The 18137-nt window shown below is 42.0% G+C and carries 23 protein-coding genes and 1 riboswitch; of the genes, 7 read left to right on the top strand and 16 right to left on the bottom strand.

Translation table 11 applies throughout. The features are described 5' to 3' along the window. Positions 1-98 precede the first annotated feature (98 nt). A complete protein-coding gene (locus tag I6758_RS06120) occupies positions 99-899 on the top strand; it encodes a prolipoprotein diacylglyceryl transferase (RefSeq protein WP_196604305.1) in 801 nt (266 codons plus the stop codon). A gap of 46 nt (positions 900-945) precedes the next feature. After that, complete coding sequence (locus I6758_RS06115; protein ID WP_196604304.1) at positions 946-1290, top strand: ASCH domain-containing protein; 345 nt, start codon at positions 946-948, stop codon at positions 1288-1290. Between the two features lie 291 nt (positions 1291-1581). Here the strand turns inward: I6758_RS06115 and I6758_RS06110 are convergent, their stop codons facing one another. From I6758_RS06110 to ribD, 7 genes are all read right to left on the bottom strand, one after another. After that, a complete protein-coding gene (locus I6758_RS06110; protein WP_231038535.1) occupies positions 1582-1839 on the bottom strand; it encodes an SHOCT domain-containing protein in 258 nt (85 codons plus the stop codon). A 93-nt stretch (positions 1840-1932) separates the two neighbouring features. Beyond that, complete coding sequence (rodA, locus tag I6758_RS06105) at positions 1933-3042, bottom strand: rod shape-determining protein RodA (protein WP_196604303.1); 1110 nt, start codon at positions 3040-3042, stop codon at positions 1933-1935. 136 nt (positions 3043-3178) lie between these two features. Next, on the bottom strand, positions 3179-3736 hold the full coding sequence (yfcE, locus tag I6758_RS06100) for a phosphodiesterase (protein ID WP_196604302.1): 558 nt from the start codon (positions 3734-3736) through the stop codon (positions 3179-3181). A gap of 52 nt (positions 3737-3788) precedes the next feature. Then, positions 3789-4253, bottom strand: a complete 465-nt coding sequence (gene ribH / locus I6758_RS06095) for a 6,7-dimethyl-8-ribityllumazine synthase (protein ID WP_196604301.1) — start codon at positions 4251-4253, stop codon at positions 3789-3791. A 34-nt stretch (positions 4254-4287) separates the two neighbouring features. Then, positions 4288-5496, bottom strand: coding sequence for a bifunctional 3,4-dihydroxy-2-butanone-4-phosphate synthase/GTP cyclohydrolase II (locus tag I6758_RS06090; protein ID WP_196604300.1), 1209 nt, complete (start codon positions 5494-5496; stop codon positions 4288-4290). Between the two features lie 44 nt (positions 5497-5540). Next, positions 5541-6191 (bottom strand): riboflavin synthase, encoded by a 651-nt coding sequence (locus I6758_RS06085; RefSeq protein ID WP_196604299.1) that lies wholly within the window; start codon positions 6189-6191, stop codon positions 5541-5543. A gap of 4 nt (positions 6192-6195) precedes the next feature. Then, complete coding sequence (ribD, locus tag I6758_RS06080) at positions 6196-7293, bottom strand: bifunctional diaminohydroxyphosphoribosylaminopyrimidine deaminase/5-amino-6-(5-phosphoribosylamino)uracil reductase RibD (RefSeq protein WP_196604298.1); 1098 nt, start codon at positions 7291-7293, stop codon at positions 6196-6198. 123 nt (positions 7294-7416) lie between these two features. Here ribD and I6758_RS06075 point away from each other — a divergent pair, with 123 nt between their 5' ends. Next, on the top strand, positions 7417-7572 hold the full coding sequence (locus I6758_RS06075) for a hypothetical protein (protein WP_196604297.1): 156 nt from the start codon (positions 7417-7419) through the stop codon (positions 7570-7572). 28 nt (positions 7573-7600) lie between these two features. Next, positions 7601-7715, bottom strand: a riboswitch (FMN riboswitch). Positions 7716-7854: 139 nt separating this feature from the next. On the opposite strand, the gene I6758_RS06070 is transcribed toward I6758_RS06075, so the two are convergent. Beyond that, positions 7855-8259 (bottom strand): DUF3887 domain-containing protein, encoded by a 405-nt coding sequence (locus I6758_RS06070; RefSeq protein WP_196604296.1) that lies wholly within the window; start codon positions 8257-8259, stop codon positions 7855-7857. Positions 8260-8286: 27 nt separating this feature from the next. Next, positions 8287-9171 (bottom strand): EamA family transporter, encoded by an 885-nt coding sequence (locus tag I6758_RS06065; protein ID WP_196604295.1) that lies wholly within the window; start codon positions 9169-9171, stop codon positions 8287-8289. A gap of 161 nt (positions 9172-9332) precedes the next feature. Here I6758_RS06065 and I6758_RS06060 point away from each other — a divergent pair, with 161 nt between their 5' ends. From I6758_RS06060 to I6758_RS06045, 4 genes are all read left to right on the top strand, one after another. Beyond that, on the top strand, positions 9333-9878 hold the full coding sequence (locus I6758_RS06060) for a TetR/AcrR family transcriptional regulator (protein ID WP_196604294.1): 546 nt from the start codon (positions 9333-9335) through the stop codon (positions 9876-9878). Then, complete coding sequence (locus I6758_RS06055) at positions 9878-10198, top strand: DMT family transporter (RefSeq protein WP_196604293.1); 321 nt, start codon at positions 9878-9880, stop codon at positions 10196-10198. Before I6758_RS06060 ends, I6758_RS06055 begins: the two co-directional genes overlap by 1 nt. Before the next feature lie 230 nt (positions 10199-10428). Then, positions 10429-11610 (top strand): iron-containing alcohol dehydrogenase, encoded by a 1182-nt coding sequence (locus I6758_RS06050; protein WP_196604292.1) that lies wholly within the window; start codon positions 10429-10431, stop codon positions 11608-11610. 243 nt (positions 11611-11853) lie between these two features. After that, the gene (locus I6758_RS06045; RefSeq protein ID WP_196604291.1) at positions 11854-12087 is read left to right on the top strand and encodes a hypothetical protein; all 234 of its coding nucleotides are present in this window, start codon (positions 11854-11856) and stop codon (positions 12085-12087) included. A gap of 57 nt (positions 12088-12144) precedes the next feature. Here I6758_RS06045 and srlE read toward each other — a convergent pair whose 3' ends face one another. From srlE to I6758_RS06010, 7 genes are all read right to left on the bottom strand, one after another. Next, the gene (gene srlE, locus I6758_RS06040; RefSeq protein WP_196604290.1) at positions 12145-13122 is read right to left on the bottom strand and encodes a PTS glucitol/sorbitol transporter subunit IIB; all 978 of its coding nucleotides are present in this window, start codon (positions 13120-13122) and stop codon (positions 12145-12147) included. A 13-nt stretch (positions 13123-13135) separates the two neighbouring features. Continuing rightward, entirely contained in the window at positions 13136-13663 is a 528-nt protein-coding gene (gene srlA / locus I6758_RS06035) for a PTS glucitol/sorbitol transporter subunit IIC (protein ID WP_196604492.1), read from the bottom strand. A gap of 141 nt (positions 13664-13804) precedes the next feature. Next, positions 13805-15076, bottom strand: coding sequence for a zinc-binding dehydrogenase (locus I6758_RS06030; RefSeq protein WP_196604289.1), 1272 nt, complete (start codon positions 15074-15076; stop codon positions 13805-13807). Positions 15077-15113: 37 nt separating this feature from the next. Next, complete coding sequence (locus I6758_RS06025) at positions 15114-15971, bottom strand: class II fructose-bisphosphate aldolase (protein ID WP_196604288.1); 858 nt, start codon at positions 15969-15971, stop codon at positions 15114-15116. Positions 15972-16222: 251 nt separating this feature from the next. Beyond that, entirely contained in the window at positions 16223-16780 is a 558-nt protein-coding gene (locus I6758_RS06020; RefSeq protein WP_196604287.1) for a glycerol-3-phosphate responsive antiterminator, read from the bottom strand. 174 nt (positions 16781-16954) lie between these two features. Then, a complete protein-coding gene (locus I6758_RS06015) occupies positions 16955-17467 on the bottom strand; it encodes an FMN-binding protein (RefSeq protein ID WP_196604286.1) in 513 nt (170 codons plus the stop codon). Then, the gene (locus I6758_RS06010) at positions 17464-18132 is read right to left on the bottom strand and encodes an ABC transporter ATP-binding protein (protein WP_196604285.1); all 669 of its coding nucleotides are present in this window, start codon (positions 18130-18132) and stop codon (positions 17464-17466) included. Before I6758_RS06010 ends, I6758_RS06015 begins: the two co-directional genes overlap by 4 nt. Positions 18133-18137 lie beyond the last annotated feature (5 nt).

Raw genomic sequence — 18137 nt, 5'->3', positions numbered from 1 at the left:
ATCTATTCGTCTCTTATACATTGACTTATTTAGGTTCAACAGCTGAACCATCAACAAAAATCCAACGGATAAAGAAAGGCATATTGATCTATAACATCATGTTTATACTAGGACACTTTCACATATATTGGTACGGTATTACCATCGTTTTATCCATACTCCTCGGTCTGCTCGTGACATGGCTGAATACACAAAAAAGAGAGGAAGATTTTTCTACTGTGGTTGATCTTCTTCTCTGGAGTATCCCTCTCGGCATAATTTTCAGCCGCGGAGGTTATGTATTGCTGCATTGGCAGGAATATGCCGGCAAGCTTTTCAGCATATTCCTGCTCAGTCAAGGTGGATTATCTATCTATGGCGGATTTGCCGGTTTTCTTCTTGGCAGTGCATTTTATCTCTATCTTTCCGGGAAAAATTTCTGGCACTGGATGGATATTCTTTTACCTGGGATGGTTGCTGGTCTTATCGTCGATCAGATCGGCAATTTTTTTATGCAAAACACCATCGGGCTTCCGTTAGCTTCCGTAGCAAACGATCACAGTCTGGCCGCTTATGTTGATTTTAAGCAGAGGCCGACGGGATTCGAACATTATTTATATTTCCGGCCTGTAGCTTTATACCAGGCGGGAATCTTAGCATTTGTTTTGTTTTTTTCTCTTATACTGACATATCTGCAGGTAAATTATATGAAAATACGCAGAGGCAATATCTTTCTTCAGGCTATGATCCTTGCCGCCGGCTGCCGTTTTATTTTCGGTTTTATGTATCTTTCCACCCAAAAAGACTCTGCCCTGCACCAAGGCCAATATGTTGCTTTACTTGGCGTTGTCATTGGCCTTACTGTCTATTGGCTGCGTGAAAGGAATTTTAAAAAAAATCATACATATCATTTTGAATGATTTATATATTGGGGATTTTATCCCATGATAGGAGAGAGATAGTCATATGATGTCATTAAATTTCCAAGCACCCAAGCACGAAAAAATGCTGATGGTCCGTCAAAAAAATTGTACTGTACGTTTAGGCGATGTAAGCAGACAATACCCTGAAAGCTCATTAGTCTGGATAACCACAGGATCTAAATTGCAGCCCAAGAAAAAACTTTTTGTCGCTTTTCTTGACAAGGTTCAGGTAAAAAAAATGGCTGAATTAACTTCTGAAGATCTTGATCATCAAAATCCTGAAATAAATACACGCGAAGATCTGATCGCCGATTTTGAAAATATTTACAAAAAGAGAATCACAATGGAAGACACCGTAACGGTTATCTACTTTTCTGAAGTTTTATAAATGGAGATTTAATTCAGACGGCGTTTTGACGCCGCCTGAATAGTAGTCGAAATTGTCCAGGGAGTATTAAGCGGGTTAATCATCGGATAAACTAAATCCATCCGCAGCAATTAAACAGCAAAAAGCCTTAGTGTTATTGCACTAAGGCTTTTTGCTGTTTATTATAGTTTGGGTAAAACTCGGACCAGTAAAAAAGTATATTTTATCCGTTGACCGGACTTCATCATCCATCTTGCTGCAAAAGACAGACAATAAATAAGTCTGGCATCGGGAAATATCTGCAGTCAGTCTTTACTGCAATTCTTTCTTCATTTTTTGAAACTCTTCAGCAGGCAGCTCTCCTTTGGCATAGCGCTCTCTCAATATTTCCAAAGCCGCATCGTTCTGCCCACGTAAATGACGGCAATTGCCGCCGCGAAAAATATTTTTATAGAAGTATATTGCTGCCATTACTATAAGAACTGTAAATGCCAGATGAGTTATCATACCAAAACCGGCACCCAGCCAATCAAAGCCATAATGACCGCCAAAACCGCCATATCCCATCATAATATATTCCCTCCTTTAAGTTGTTTACAGTATAACTCAATATTGTGAACTTTCTATGGAGAAAATATGATTTTTTTGATACACCGGTGATTTTCAGAAAATCAGCTGCTGACGATTATTGTAAATATTCAAGAGCATTCCCATACCCATTATATTAGTTATCAGCGAACTGACACCATAACTTATAAAGGGCAGCGGGATTCCTGTCACGGGCATAATGCCGATTGTCATTCCAACGTTGACCAATACATGGAAAGCCAGCATTGAAGTCATCCCCACCGCCAACAGCATACCCAGATTATCACTCGCTTCTCTGGCTATTTTTATTCCCCTCCATAAAACAAAAAGAAATATCAGCAATACGATGGTCGCACCAATAAAACCCAGCTCCTCGCCTATTACAGCAAAAATAAAATCTGTATGATTTTCCGGCAGAAAATTCAATTGGCTCTGAGTCCCCTGAAACAGACCTTTTCCGTATAAAAGGCCGGAACCGATGGCTATTTTTGACTGAATGATATGATATCCGGAACCAAGCGGATCTATATTCGGATTGATAAATACCATAATACGCATTTTTTGATACTCTTTTAAAAAATGCCAGAAAATTGGCAGGCAGGAAAGACCTATTCCAAGAATTATCCCTATCAATTTCATATTTACACCGGCAGCGAATATCATCCCAAAAAATATGGCAAGAAAGACCAGCGCTGTTCCCAAATCAGGTTGTGTGACCACAAGACAAAACGGTATGATTAAATAAATGGCAACCGGCAGCAATTCCTTGAAAGTATTGAGTTTACCAACACGATTTTCCAATAAAACTGCCAATGATATTATCATAATCAGTTTTGAGAATTCTGACGGCTGAAAGCTGATTGGCCCTATCTGTATCCAGCGCTGAGCGCCCAGAGCTGAATGACCGGCTATATCAACAGCTAAAAGCATCAGCGCATTGAATATATAAAGCTTATTGCCCAATGGCTGCAGCATACGATAGTCGAACTTCATCATCAAGAAAACAATAACTGCGCCCAGCACGGCAAAAATCCCCTGCCTCTGCACATACCAATATCTTTCACTGCCCGGTGCATTAATATGAGTGGCACTCCCTATGATGACAATACCGACCAGGACCAGCAATGTGATCGCTATTATCAGCGGAAGATCTATGCGGTGTAAAAGTCTGCTGTTGTTGAACATTCTGCCTTAACGGCCTCCCTGTATTTATGTTTGTGATTAATTCTATATTCTAAAGCAAAAGCAGTGGAATGTAAATATCCCACTGCCCTGAATCTGCTCTAAATATTTGAGGTCAACCCGCAGGCTCCCGCTTTTATTATCTTTTCAGCGCCAGCAAAACTTCATCCGTATCTATATCAACTATCTCAATCTTTTTATCCGTTAAAACAGCTGCGGTCTGTCGTCCGTCTGTCCTTTTGCTGAGTGCAGGAGACCCGGGATTCAAGAATATGGTATTACCGCGTTTTTCCAGCACATTGATATGCACGTGCCCGCTTATAAACAAATCGGCTTTCAGATGGGCAGCCATATCGTCTTTCTCTTTATCGGTCATAACATAGTGCCCATGTGTCGTCACTATTTTAAGTCCGTCAATCACCACATAAGTATAAGGTGCCTGAACAGGCATATTCAAAACCAGCGTATCCACTTCACTGTCACAATTTCCGCGTGTCACTATTACCGGCATAGGCAGACTGTTAAGCTTTTCTGCCAGTTTTGCCGGATCATAATCAGCCAGCATAGGATTTCGGGGACCGTGATAGAGAACATCGCCCGCATGAATGATCATGTCAGCATCTTTAAAAAACTTATCATACGCCAATGCAAATCGTTCGGCGCAGCCATGTGTGTCACTGATAATTCCCACTTTCAAAATACCCAACTCCTTTTTACCGGCTTTACTGCCATCAATACTTTACCACACATCAGATTTTTCTGAGCAGATCTGCCATTTCTATAGCACTCATAGCAGCATCAGTCCCCTTATTGCCGACTTTTGTTCCGGCGCGTTCAATAGCCTGTTCAATGTTTTCGGTGGTCACTACGCCAAAAATAGTCGGCACTCCGGTAGAAAGTCCTACGGTCGCCACCCCTTTAGATACTTCATTGCAGACATAATCATAATGTGTTGTCGAACCGCGAATAACGGCACCGAGACAGATAACTGCATCGTATTTATCACTCTGCGCCATTTTCTTTGCAACCAGAGGAATTTCAAAAGCCCCCGGCACCCACGCTACTGTCACATCATCTTGTGATGCATCGTGCCGATTCAATGTATCGATTGCTCCTGACAGCAGTTTGCTTGTAATAAATTCATTGAATCTGGCTACTACTATTGCGAATCTCAAACCTTTTGCCGATAAATGTCCTTCAATGATCTTTGCCATAATATAATCCTCCACGCATTCTTATAATATATACTCACTGAGCGTTATTCAATAAATGTCCCATTTTTTCTTTTTTTGTTTTAAGATATCCTGCATCAAAGCTATTAGAAGGTATTTCTATAGGTACTCTTTCGACGATTTTCAGACCATAACCTTCAAGGGCTGCTCTTTTTTCCGGATTATTCGTCATCAGACGAATACTGCTGAGTCCCAGGTCGGTCAAAATCTGGGCACCTATTCCGTAATCTCTCATATCCGGCGCAAATCCCAGCAGAACATTTGCTTCCACTGTATCCTTGCCGCCGTCCTGCAGAGCATAAGCCCTTATTTTATTGGCGAGACCAATGCCCCGGCCTTCCTGCCGCATATACAGCACAACGCCTTCGCCTTCTGCTTCGATGCGACGAAGTGCCTGTGCAAGCTGATCCCCGCAGTCACAGCGCATAGATCCCAAAACATCACCGGTAAGACACTCAGAATGAACACGCACCAGCACATTCTTTTTACCGCGCACATCGCCTTTTACTATAGCAATATGGCACTTGTCATCAAGCTGATTTTCATAGGCTATTATTTTAAACATACCATACTTACTGGGGAATTGTGCTTCTTCCACTTTTTTTAAAAAACATTCCGTGCTTTTCCGGTATTTTATCAACGCTGCTACCGTTATAAAAGACAAGCCGTGCTCTTTGGCAAATTTATACAGCTCCGGTGTACGCGCCATATGTCCATCCGCACTCATTATTTCACAGCAAAGACCTGCCGGTTTCAGTCCTGCCAGTCTTGCCAGATCGACTGTAGCTTCTGTATGTCCTGTCCGGCGCAGTACTCCCCCTTCAACGGCACGCAGAGGAAAAATATGCCCGGGACGCCGCAAGTCAGTCGGTTTTATATCTTCTTCCATCATTTTCTTAACTGTCAGCGCCCGTTCAAAAGCAGATATTCCCGTAGTTGTATCAACATGATCGACAGAAACGGTAAAAGCCGTTTCATGGTTATCCGTATTATGAGCCACCATGGGTTCAAGACCCATTTTATCAACAAGCGACGCATCCATCGGCATGCATATTAACCCTTTGGCATGAATTGCCATAAAATTTATTATATCTGGTGTGACCAGATCCGCGGGAGCAAGCAGATCACCTTCATTTTCTCTGTCTTCATCATCTACCACAAGTACCATTTTACCGTTCTTAAAATCTTCTATTGCTTTTTCCACCGAATCAAATTTTATTTCCATAAAAATCCTCTTTTCCCAAAATAGCTGTGCTATAACATATTTTTTTAAAATCCATTTTTACTTAAAAATTCCGCATTTATCTTGGAAAGCTGCGGGCTTTCCGCTTTTTGCATCAAAAGCATTTTTTCCACATATTTCCCCAATATATCTGTTTCTATATTTACAGACGCTCCGGTATTTTTCTGCCCTATAGTCGTTATAGAAGCCGTATGCGGGATAAGTGACACTGAAAACTCAGCATAATCGGCATCTACCACAGTCAGACTGATTCCGTCTATTGTCACAGAACCCTTTTTCACTATATACCGCAATAGTCCCTTATCAGCACTGATCGTAACAATGACGGCATTATCTTCCGGTTTTTTTTCAATTATCGTTCCTGTTCCGTCGATATGACCGCTGACAATATGTCCTCCCAGGCGGGAGCCCACTTTTAAAGCTCTTTCCAGATTAACAAGACTGCCCTGCTTCAATTCTCCGAGTGAAGTTTTTCTTACAGATTCAGGCATGACATCTGCGGAAAAACTTTTATCTGTATATTGTGTGACTGTGAGGCATGTACCATTGACAGCAATACTGTCACCTATACCGACATCCGTCAAAATTTTTTTTGCGGCAATGGTAAGTCGTACGGAGGATGCCCCGTTCTTGATTCCCGATATATGACCGACTTCTTCGATTATTCCCGTAAACATAAAATCACCTCATATATCCTTTTATTAAAACATCCCCGCCATCCAAAACTTCCGCGGATGTGTCAAAAAGCTCCACAGCATCAGACAGCTCACCGATACCTTCGCCGCCAACAGCCATTTTTGCCGTTTCTCCGCCGATCAATTTTGGTGCTATAAAAAAGTATGCCTTATCGGCCAGATTTGCGCTTATTATACTGCCCATAAGCGCTGCTCCGCCTTCCACCAAAATACTGCATATATTTTTTTGAGCCAGCTGCCTGAACAATTTCTGCAGACATATATGACCATTTGTGTCCTCTTCGCACGCCAGTATCTGGACATTCCTATCAGCAAGAGCCCGTAGTCTCTCCTCTGGTGCTTTTTCTGTCACCGCCATAATCACAGGAGCCTTGCCGTCATTGATCAGCACACTGTCAAGCGGAATACGGGCGCAGCTGTCAAGAACTATCCTTATCGGATTCCTGCCGCCGTTTTCAAGTCTGGCGGTCAGAGAAGGATCATCAGCGATGACCGTATTTATACCGACCATGATCGCATCATTTATATCGCGCAGTCTGTGTCCGTACTGCCGTGACTGCTCGCTGGTGATCCATTTTGACTGACCGGTGCAGGTAGCAATTTTTCCATCCAGCGTCATCGCACTTTTTATCGTAACAAAAGGCTGCTCTTTTTCTATCCACTTAAAAAATACTTCATTAAGTTTTCTGGCTTCATCTGCCAATAGCCCTGTAGTCACCTCAATGCCGGCATCGCGTATTTTCTTTATGCCGCGCCCTGACACCTTTGGATTTGTATCAGTCATTGCCACGACGACACGTTTTACTCCCGCCTTTATCAAAGCATCACAGCACGGCGGCGTCCTGCCGAAATGAGAACAAGGCTCAAGACTTACATAAACCGTTGCGCCCTTGGCAAGATCACCTGCAGCCGCCAAGGCATTCACTTCCGCATGAGGAGTTCCCGCCCGTTTGTGCCAGCCGCAGCCGATCACTCGTCCGTCCTTTACTATGACCGCTCCTACCATCGGATTCGGACTGGTTCTTCCCTCTGCATTTTTCGCCAGTTCAAGCGCCATCCGCATATATCGCTCATCGCTCTCCATATAGCAGCCTCCCCTGAATTTATCCGATGACTAACCCGCTCTAATACTCCCGCTTCTGCAAGCGGCGAGTAAAGAGCGGCTAAGTCCCTGGATAATTTCGACTACTATTCAGGCGGCGTCAAAATGCCGTCTGAATTAAGTCTCCATTTATATGATTATCGGCCCAAAATAAATTTTGAACATACAGCTAAAAACAAAAAAGCTGCCAAATACATAAGTATTCAGCAGCTAAGCGGCAAAACAAACTCAATTACACTCAAACGGAATAAATCGGTGTGATAATATCATCAATTCACAATTAAAATCACACAATCTTTTTCCATCCAGACTATACTGTCGGCTTCGGAATTACACCGAATCTGCCAAAAAGGCTCGCGGGCTTTACCGCCGGTAGGGAATCTCACCCTGCCCCAAAGACTGCTAATAAAGTTTTAATATAAGCAGGTAAAATCAAACCCTGTTTATATTGTTATAATACTACATATTGATTTTTAAAGCAATATTATTTTGCATACGTTTCCTGCACATACTGCTGTGCTGTTTTCCTGCAAACAACCGTTATCAGTTTTTCAATATCCAAAAACCTGCTATCAAGAAACCACTGCCATCTTCTGTTAAAACAGTCCGCACTGTAACATTATCATCCTTGGTAAATTTTGCCTTGTAATCAATAATTTTATAAGACTCCTTCGATTCTGAACGCATATATTCCTTAGATATATACTGACCAAACATCTTTTTGGTCTTCTTGGCCTCTGCTGTGAATCGCTTCTTATTTAGAGCATCTTCCATTTTGGCATCGAAAAATTTTGCTGCCGCCGGATATTGTCCGTCATTAATCCCGATCAGCAGTTCTTCCGTCACACCATCCGAAAAGGTTTTTACATCAGTTGCTTCAGCTGAACATAGTGTCAAATTAAAAACAGTGAGCATCAAGACCAATATCAGTACTTTTAACTCAGACATAAAATCAACCTTCCTTTTACAATACAATCACCTGTTTAAGTCTATAATTTTTCTGCCGAATATATGGACTATCAAACCAACCATTACTAAAAAGGCTCCTGTCACCTGCAGGACGGACAATTTTTCGTCCAGGACCAGCGCCGAACTGCTGAGTCCGACGACGGGCACTAAAAGAGCAAACGGAGATACAACCCCTGCCGGATAACGTGCCAAAAGTTTGCCCCAGATGACATATCCGCCGAAAGTAGCAAAATAGGCCAAATAGATTATTGATGCCGCTGAAGAAAGGTTAAAAGCGCTCCATGCTTCTGCCCACGCAGCAGGCCCTTCTATTATCCATGACAAAACAAGCAGCGGCAGTATGGCAACGGCTCCCGCCCAAACGACCAGAGAAAGAATAGAATAAGGCGGCACGCCAAGTGTTGCCCTGCGCATAATCACATTGCCCGCTGCCCAGCTGACCGAAGCGCATACTGTAAGCATAAATCCCAATATCGTCATATTGTCTCCATGCTGAAAACCTATGACGAACATGCCGACCGCAGCCAGAAACAAGCCAACCACATGATTCCAATGCCATTGCTCCGACAAAACTGCTGTAGCCATTATCATCGTGAAAAAAACCTGCGCCTGAAGTACAAGTGACGCCAGCCCCGAAGGCATCCCCATTTTCATCCCGAAAAAAAGGAAAGCAAATTGTCCCGTATTGATCGTCAATCCTAATGCTATCAGCCATCGCCAATCAATCGGCGGCCGCGGCAGAAAAAAAACAGCAGGAAACATTACTACCAAAAAACGCAGAGTTCCCAGCAGAAGAGGAGGTATCGTCGTCAAGCCCACACTGATGGCTATAAAATTAAGCCCCCAGATAACAACTGTGATCAATCCCAAAAAAATATCTTTTCTCTGCACAGTATACCTCCATATTATAAAAACTTATATTACAGGATAACAAATACTATATTTTGTGTCAATGAAGTGTGCCTGATCTTCACCACCTTTTCATAAACAAAATATTTACTATACCGTCCAGACGGTATATAATATATTTTACGGAAAGGCTGGGCATTACTATGGGCAAACAAAACGATCTAAAAACAAAAATTTTAAAAGCCGCTGCCAAAATCATTAATGAGGAAGGCATTTTTTCTTTGACTTTGGAATCTGTCGCAAAGGCTGCGGGAATAAGCAAGGGTGGTTTATTATATCATTTTTCCAATAAAGAGGCATTATTGGAAGGCATGATTAATTATTTGCTTCTGAATTTTAATAAAGATCTGGAAGATAATGTTCAAAAAGATAATTTCGCAAGAGGGCGATGGACAAGAGCCTATATAAACCTGACGTTTGATCAGGAAAAATATGATATAGATATGAATACGGCTTTTTTGGCAGCGGCAGCAGCCAAACCAGACTTGTTGAAGACTATGGCCCAACAGCTGAAGCTAGTTCATTCACATATTGAAAATGACAAGATAGATCCTGTCATAGCAACTATCATCAGGCTGGCAGTTGACGGAATGTACTTTAATCAATTGTACGGATTATATTTAAATAAAAACCTTTATGAAAAAATATTGCAATATTTAATTTCAATGACAAGAGAGGATAAATTATAATGAGCGGCTATATTTTATTAGGAAGCGCCATCATTCTTGAGATTTTTTCCACTTCTATGATGAAAGCATCCGTGGGATTTACAAAACTTATACCGAGTATTATTTTTGTGATAGGCATGGGGATTTCCTTTTATACCTTATCGCAGGCGCTTACCACTATACCCTTAAGTATCGCTTATGCCATCTGGTCGGGTGTAGGGACAGCCATAACCGCGTTGGTAAGTGTTTTGATTTGGAAAGAGCAGTTAAATATATACACAGTAGCAGGAATAGCCTTGATAATTATTGGTGTAGTAATATTAAATTTGAGAAACCAATGATGAAACCTCATGCCGGTAATTGTTTTCCGAAATATTATTTTCTATACCGCTGGGATTGGACAAAATATAAATACCGCCTTGTATGTAAATTTGAAACATTATATAATAATCATTATAAATGCAATTATTTAATTTTTCATAATATAATTGCTTGCTCTGCATAATAAAAATCTGTTTTGTACACTTGCGAATATTGATTCATAAAACTTGTTAGATGAGGAAGGTTGCTTATGAGAAGGTTTACATTGCCAAGGGATATTTACTGGGGAAAAGGTTCTTTAGCGGAACTGGGAAATATTGAAGGAAAAAGGGCGGTGCTGGTTCTGGGCGGCAGCTCAATGCGCCGTTTTGGTTTTGTCGATAAAGTATTGAACTACCTGAAAGCAGCAAATATAGAAACAGAACTTATCGAAAAAGTAGAACCTGATCCTTCCGTAGAAACCGTCATGAACGGTGCAAAAAAGATGCTGGATTTCGGACCTGACTGGATCATTGCGATGGGTGGCGGATCTCCCATTGATGCAGCTAAAGCAATGTGGGTATTTTATGAGCATCCCGATGTTAAATTCGAAGATATCATACAGCCATTTTCCTTCCCCGCTTTACGCAAAAAGGCCAGATTTCTTGCCATTCCTTCAACTTCAGGAACAGCCACGGAGGTCACTGCTTTTTCGGTGATCACCGATAATCAAAAAGGTATAAAATATCCGCTGGCAGACTTTAATATCACTCCTGATATTGCCATAGTCGATCCGGCATTAGCCGAAACAATGCCTCCCAAGCTTACTGCCTATACAGGCATGGACGCACTTACACATGCTATTGAGGCATATGTATCAGCAATGAACGGTCCGTTTACCGATCCGTTAGCTATGCAGGCTATAATTACCGTAGATAAATATCTCGAAGCTTCATATAAAGGAGACAGTCATGCACGCGAACAAGTACATTATGCCCAATGCCTGGCCGGGATGGCTTTCAGCAATGCACTGCTTGGCATAACCCACTCTCTGGCACATAAAACAGGTCCGGCATACAGTACAGGACACATTCCGCACGGCTGCGCAAATGCCATTTATTTACCGTACGTTATCGCCTATAATGCAAAAGATAAAACAGCTGCCGCACGCTATACGGAGATTGCCAGACATCTCGGTATCAGCAAAAGTGATGATCAAGCTGCGGTGGATGCGCTCTGCACAAAATTGTACAAATGCGGTGAAAAATTCAGCATACCGCATACATTAAAAGAATTTGGCGTCAATGAAGAAGAATTTCTGCAAAAATTAGATTATTTGGCCGAGGCCGCTGTAAATGATGCATGCACACTCAGCAATCCGCGCAAGATCACTAAAGAACAGATGCGTGAACTGCTGAAAGCTGTGTATTATGGAACTCCCGTAGACTTTTGATTTATGCCTTTATATGTTATGTCTGCATTGATGCTGCCCATCAAATAAAAATTATTTTATTTTAGTAAGACAATCCTGCCTGTATCATTGCAAAACAGCAAGCTCTATATCAGAGTGAACTTATCCGGTGTAATTTCAGCTTATTTTCAGATAAAAATCATATTGCTGTCACATTTTAAAATGATAATTATGATATAATCCATCTCAGAAATAGTAAATATTTACAAAGAGAGTGTGATAGAAATGATCAAATCTAAAGTAAAAAAATTATCGGTTCTGACAATCGGCGCCGCCATGCTGACCAGTGTTTTCGGTGCTGCCGTCGTAAACGCTTCACCGCAGGAGCAGCATCCGACCCAGATACAGCAGGAATCTTCGCATAATCAGAAACCGACTGTCCAGAAAAAGCATAAAAAAGAAAAGCACAATGAAATAAAGAAGGAAAAAACGGATCGGCAGCAAAATCAACATTTTTAATGATTCTGCTCAATAAAACAGACTCTGCCCGTTTCTGATCGGGCAGAGTCTGTTTTATTATGCAAATAATCCGATACCGACAAAATAAGCCACGATGACGCCGATAGGTCCGCCTACAGCACGCGACACAAGTATAGCCGGCACCCCGATATCTACCGTTTCGGGTTTTGCTTCCATAAGACTGAGTCCTACAGGCATAAAGTCACAGCCTACCTGTGAGTCGATGGCAAATAAGGCCGGAAGGGCAAACTGCGGTGAAATGGCTCCGGCTCCTATCTGTGTGCCGATGAGTACGCCGATGACCTGCGCGATGACCGCACCGGGGCCAAGCATCGGTGAGAGGATCGGCAGTGAACAGATCACTGATATGATAAACAGTCCCGGCAGTGAGCCTGCGTACGGTGACAGATGGGCTGCTATGAAGTCTCCCAGTCCCGATCCCATTATAAGTCCTATTATCATGCTAACAAAGGCCATGAACGGCAGTATCGTTTTTACTACCATGTCTATGGTATCACGTCCCGCCTGGAAGAAGATGGCTATTACTCCGCCGGCTGCTTTGCCGAATCTTGTCAGTATGTTTCCTTTTTCTGTTTTTGCCGGTCCCGCAGGTTTTGCCGCTGCGGGTGCTGCCGCGGGTGCCGGCGCGCTGCTTACTGCTCCGTCTGCCGAAACTGCGCTTATTCCTGCCGGTTTTACATCAGATACATATATTGTTTCATTTATAAATGCTGCCAGCGGGCCTGATTTTCCCACCGGTGTCAGGTTTACTGTGGGAATGCCTTTTTTCGGGTATATGCCGCAGCGCAGGGTCCCGCCGCAGTCTACTATCGCTACCGCTATTTCTTCATCCGGCACGCCGTTTTTAAATCCGTCGATCAGTTCTGCTCCCAGTATTTCTGCTATTTTGTCTGCTATTGCCGGTTTTTCTCCTCCGGTTATATAGACAACTTTGTTTCGGCCGCCTTCCAGTTTTACGGTCAGCGGTCCGCCGAATCCGTTTGGCCCTTTTTCTATTCTTACTGCATTAGCCATTTTTATATCCTCCTTATACCTGCATGCCTTTTTTCTTCATCATATACAATGTGATTTTTTCAGTAATGATGCCGCGTATCAATATTACTATGACACCGGCAACGAAATAGCGCACAGCGAGTTCGCTCGTCGGCAGTCCCAGCTGGGTGATCCCGTTTGCTATCCCAAGCCATACAAAAAGTTCTGCCGGATTGGCATGCGGAAAAAGGCCTGTGATCGGGTGTGCAAAAGTAATGCATGAATCCATAAATGCCGGTTTGTATTTTTCCGGCAGGAAACGGCCTAATGTATACGCCATCGGATTGCCCAGGAAAAACATAGCTATTACGTTAAATACCGTGTACCGCAAAATAATATTTTTGCTCGTCAATTGTGCGAACCTGTTTATTCTGTCCTGTCCCAAAACATTTATGAACGCGTTGATAGCCGTAATGAGCACTATCAATGTTGGCAGCATGCCTGTGACCATCCCGACAAAACTCTCCCCGCCCTTATGAAAAAGGCCGATAAATCCTGCTGCCAGAACCCCCAGATACTGCATAATTCCTGTTACTCCGTCCATCTTTATACCTCCTTGATATTTCTATTTGAAAAATACTAATAATCTTAATTTTTTGTTTATTTTTATAAAAGTTTTTTGTATTTTGGCTGAAATAGAACTCTCAGCCAAAATACAAGCAGTCTATTTATTACTTTTTGCAGGCCAGTTATTCAATAAATATGCTTCTGCTTCTTCACACCAAAGATCATTATTTTTTCCGCATATTTCCGCAAGTTTTGCAAAATGACGATTATTTGTTCCCTTTTGGGCAAAATCCTCTATCGCCGTCAACTCCATTTCTATTTGAGGATAAGATAATTTTTTCCCGCCCGGTATATGCGGCAGCTTCAGAGTCGTATCAATAATTCCATCTATACCGCATATATGTGTAATCATCACTGCGGGATTGATGCGTTTCTGAGCCGATAAGGTCAAAGATTCCACCATATCAGAAGTATATCCGCCCGATGTTCCCAGCATATGGATACTATTGTAATGAATATTATAAAAATTTATCTTCGCACTGAGATTTGCGTCAATCGGTCCTGAAAAAAAGTTTATACACCCATCATAGCTTAAGATTTGATCAGCCTGCTCAATTACTTCACTCACCGGAGCAAGTACAAATACATCGTCAAAACCGTGTCCATTTGTCAAAGACCGTAAATGTTCTGCCGGCTTATCGAAATCCGACATATTCACAAAATGCAATGCGATACCTTTTTTTCCGGCTTCCTCAACAGGAAAGATGCGTTCCGCCCGTTTCAATCTTCCAGGATCTATATCTGTGATAACAAGCACACCCGGACATATATCACCATGCAACGCATAATCAATAGTTCCCATCCCCATCGGCCCTGCCCCCGCCAAAATAGCCATGAACCCATTTTTTTTAATTCCCATTGCATGTTCATATTTTCCCGCTGTATTGTGATAGGATGCATGAAAAGCTCCTATTATGCAGCTCATAGGTTCCGACAGCGATGCTTCATAATAGGCTTTTCCTTCGTACCTGAGCAGGCTGTCCGTATGCATTACTTCAGCCGGAACAACTGCATATGTACAGGCACCGCCGCAGTTTTCATAACTGTAACCTACAGTGTGGCTTATTCCTTGATATACAAGCGCCGGCTGCAAAGAAAATTTATCACCCACATGATATTTATGCTGCCATTTTCTTCCTACCTCCACTATATTTCCCGCTGTTTCATGCCCCACAATAATAGGATGCTTGTCGATCCCTTCCGGAACTCGTTTATGATTTGCCCCCTGCCTGCTTTCTTTGTATGTTGACATGCATATACTGTCAGAAATCACTTTTACAAGGATTTCATCTTCCTTTATCGCCGGTAAAGCAAACTCTTCCAATCTTAAATCATTTTCTCCGTACATCCTCACTGCTTTTGTAATCATTTTCTTTTCTCCCTGCAAATTAATTTACCGAAACGCTTTAATCGACTTCCTTATTTTTTGAGCCGAATAACTCTATTCTGTCGCCGACCACTTGCCCGATCGCTTCTTTTATAGATGAAAATGCCTTATCCGGCAATGGGTCACGCCTTTTATTCACAGCTGCTGATTTTAAGCCTTCCCCCAATGCTATACGTAAATCAGAATAAACATTTATTTTAGTTATCCCATTACTTACAGCCGCTCTCAGCTCCGTTTCCGGTGTTCCCGACCCCCCGTGCAAAACTAAAGGCACTTTGCTGGCCGCTGTTATTTCCTGCAATCTTTCAATATTGAGCTTTGGTTCTGATATATATATTCCATGTGCTGTGCCAATGGAAACAGCCAGTGCGTCTATTCCTGTTTCCTCAATAAATGTTTTCACTTCTTTTGGTTCAGTAAGCTCTATTTCATGGCTGTCATCACATCCTGATAATTCTTTTCCTGCAACATGTCCCAGCTCGGCCTCCACAGTTGCATTATATTTTTGAGCCATTTGTACGACATGTCTTGTATTCGCTATATTTTCCTCAAAAGGCAGCGCTGACCCGTCATACATGACAGAAGTAAAACCATTAGCCAGCGCGCGTTCTATTATCGCGAAATTGGTTGCATGATCTAAATGTAAAGCCACAGAAATATCATAGACAGGTGCGACAGCTTTTATAAGTCCTGATATATAGTCCATTCCCCGTCCAGCAAGATCATATTCCAGCGCCATCAAAATCACCGGTGAATGCATCCGTTCAGCAGTATCCAAAATGGTTCTGACAAAAATATCCTCTACACAATCGAATGCGGCGACCGCGTATTTTTCTTTTTTTGCCCTCTGCAGCATTTCATTCATATTTACCAGCATAATAATATCTCCTTAAAATTAGTGTGCCCAACATAATAAAAAAACGGTATTAAGGCGCGAAACAATCTTCACGTCCTAATACCGAATTCAATACACCATTCAATATAAAAATATTTTGTTATAAAATACAAAGTTTCCCGGGAAACTCTTATTCTTTTTACATTATAAAAATTTATTTATGTTTTGTCAATAATAAATATGAAAATAATGAATAATTTATTTATTTAAAATAAATCATCCAGTTCTTAATTTCAATAAAACCTATCCCACAGCTCCTGCCGGCTTGTCATGATCCCATCCAGACCGCTGTTATAAAGTTTATCAGCAAACGCAGTATCATCTATAAATCCACTGGCAAAAATTTTGCCGGCATAACCTTTTTGTATTTTTGTTATATTATCAAGTGCGCATATCGCAGGCTTTACCTCCAGCGTATCAGGTTTGACATTATTTATCATCCTGAGCGCCGATTCTCTTGCCAATGAATCTATCAAGGGTATCTTCAATATCACTTCGATCCCCGCTGCTTTTGCTCTGCCCGCATAAATTTGATTACTTTCAATGACTGCATCAACTTTATACATTTTTTTCAACATTTCAAACGCCATATTATCATTGCCTAAACCGCCGACCAGCTCATGATTCACTATTACTCTTTTACCTGCTTTATGACAAAGCAGCACCAATTCTCTCAAATTGCCTATATGTGTAATAGTGCTTAAAAGAATTGTATCCCCGGGAATGGCAAGCGCCCTGTTCAAGGCTTTTATGTCACGTACGGATGGAATGACTGAAAAATTTTTCTTCATATTGATATGCCTTTCTTTTATATAATTACTATCCAATACACAGAAAAAAACGGCATCAAAAAACAGATTAATTCTATTTTTCAATACCGATTATACATTCTCTTTTTCAGTAAAAATATTTTATTGTACGCTTTTATTATATATACAGCAGCAATGCCTGTCAATCAAGTGTCCCTATTTTTTAGAATTTTCGAGAGCAATCTTGGCAGATTCGACAAACTGATCATAAGATGCCGTAGCACCGGAAATCACATCTACTTTCGCCAGCTCCTGTACCTGGAGGAGCTGTTCAGCATATTGAGAATTGGCTTTCACAGCTCTTTGCGCTTTTTGATAAAACCCCGGATTTTCTACCTGTCCATTGGTTTTGCCATAATCCGCACCTTTGATATTTCCCTCAGGATCTACCCCCACAAAATTGACCGCCGTTATTTTGTGATCCTTAATAGTGAGTGCTATCCGGCCATGTCCCATAAAGCTGTCAGCCTTGCTTTCGGCTGCATATTCACCATCTTTGGTATCTGATAAATCGCAGCATGGTGCCTTGCCGTTTTCTCCCGAACTTGCAGGAACCGGAACCGCAACGGCATTGGCTGCATTTTCTGTCTGCTGTTCACCGGCACAGCCCGCTAAAATTTGTGTTGACAACACACCGGCAAAAACAAGCGCCCCATATTTCTTTTTCATTCTGCCTTTGCCTCGCTGCCCGCAATGCGCCCATGCTCTATAATAACCGCCCGCTGTGCTTCTCTGCCCACTTCGGGTGCATGGGTTACTGTTAATATCGTATGTCCTTCATCATGAAGTTCATGAAATATATTCATCACCAGCTTTTCATTCGCCTCGTCAAGATTACCTGTTGGTTCGTCCGCCAAAATTAAAACAGGATAGTTGATCAATGCCCTGGCAATACATACTCTCTGCTGTTCTCCGCCTGACAGCTGACTTGGCAGATGCCCCGCACGATCCTTTAATCCTACACGATCCAGTGCCGCAAGAGCTTCCTGTTTATCCGGCAAGCTGTGATAATATTGCGCTACCATTATATTTTCTACGGCAGTCAGATATGGTATAAGGTGGAACTGCTGAAATACCATACCAATTTTATCACGGCGCAGAGTTGTCAGCTGCTGATGGTCTACATCCGTCAAATCAATACCGTCTAAAACGACTGTCCCCGATGTGGCTTTATCCATACAGCCTATTATGTTCATGAGAGTCGTTTTACCTGAGCCTGACGGTCCCATTATTGCCAGCCATTCACCCTTTTCGACCGTCATATTGATGTCCTGCAGAGCAAATACTTTTCCGCCGTAGGCCATAGATACGTCTTTTAACTCCAATAAGCTCATGCTCA

It is taken from the genome of Pectinatus haikarae (assembly GCF_015732185.1).
Classification (GTDB): Bacteria; Bacillota; Negativicutes; order Selenomonadales; family Selenomonadaceae; genus Pectinatus; species Pectinatus haikarae.
The sequence above is the reverse complement of the archived record's forward strand: the minus strand, read 5'-3'. Positions and strand labels throughout refer to the sequence as shown.